Source organism: Roseivivax isoporae LMG 25204, assembly GCF_000521865.1.
GTDB lineage: Bacteria > Pseudomonadota > Alphaproteobacteria > Rhodobacterales > Rhodobacteraceae > Roseivivax > Roseivivax isoporae.
The window spans coordinates 1-819 of sequence record NZ_JAME01000136.1 but is presented as its reverse complement, the minus strand read 5'-3'; the positions used below and the strand labels follow the sequence as shown (position 1 = coordinate 819).

Genomic DNA, 819 nt, shown 5'->3' with positions numbered 1-819 from the left:
CGCTACGAGGCCTACGCCAAGGGGCGCCAGTGGGGCTGGCTCAGCGTGAACGACGTCCTGCGCATGGAAAACCGCAACGGCATCGGCCCGGCCGGCGACCGGTACATCGAGCCGCTCAACATGGTGCCGGTCGGCGCCGGCGCACGAGAGCGCGAACCCGAACAGCAGGCCTCCATCGCCCGGTCGATCGCGTTCCTGCGCGAGTCCACCGAGCGCAATGGCGGCCGTCCCAGACTGGAGCTTGTGAAAGATGCCGCATGAAATCGACCGCATCCTCGGCGCCGTCGCCAACGGCATCTGGCTGATCGAGCCGGGCAAGGCGGCCGAGATCGTCAACTTCCTCGCGCTGCGCGCCGGCGGTCACTCGCCGGGCTGGGACGGCGAGGAAAGCGAACCGAGCTACGCCGCGGCGCCGGTGCCTGCGCGCTCCGGCGGCCACGTGCACGTCCTGCGCCTGCACGGCACCATCACGCCGCGGGGCGGCATGATGAGCAGGATGTCCGGCGGCGCGTCGATGGAACAGTTCCAGCGGGCGTTCCGCGAGGCGGCAGGCGATACCGCCGCGCGCGCCATTGTCCTCGATGTCGACAGCCCGGGCGGCATGGTCGACCTGGTGCCCGAGACCGCCGCGATGATCCGCGGCGCGCGGCGGGCCGAGCGCTCGATCATCGCTGTCGCGAACACCGTCGCCGCCTCGGCCGCCTACTGGCTCGCCAGCCAGGCCGACGAACTCGTCGTGACGCCGTCGGGCGTGGTGGGTTCGATCGGGGTGATGACGCAGCGGGAGAACCTGCTCAAGGCCCTCGAGATGAAGGGCAT

The 819-nt window shown here is 70.8% G+C and carries 2 protein-coding genes; both read left to right on the top strand.

Annotated features, from left to right (window positions below):
- Window positions 1-261, top strand: a 261-nt coding sequence (locus RISW2_RS25575) for a hypothetical protein (RefSeq protein ID WP_043775847.1), incomplete at its 5' end; no start/stop codon positions are given.
- Window positions 251-819 (top strand): S49 family peptidase (locus RISW2_RS23000; RefSeq protein WP_043775845.1); only part of this gene is annotated, 569 nt, incomplete at its 3' end. The genes RISW2_RS25575 and RISW2_RS23000, both read left to right, overlap by 11 nt.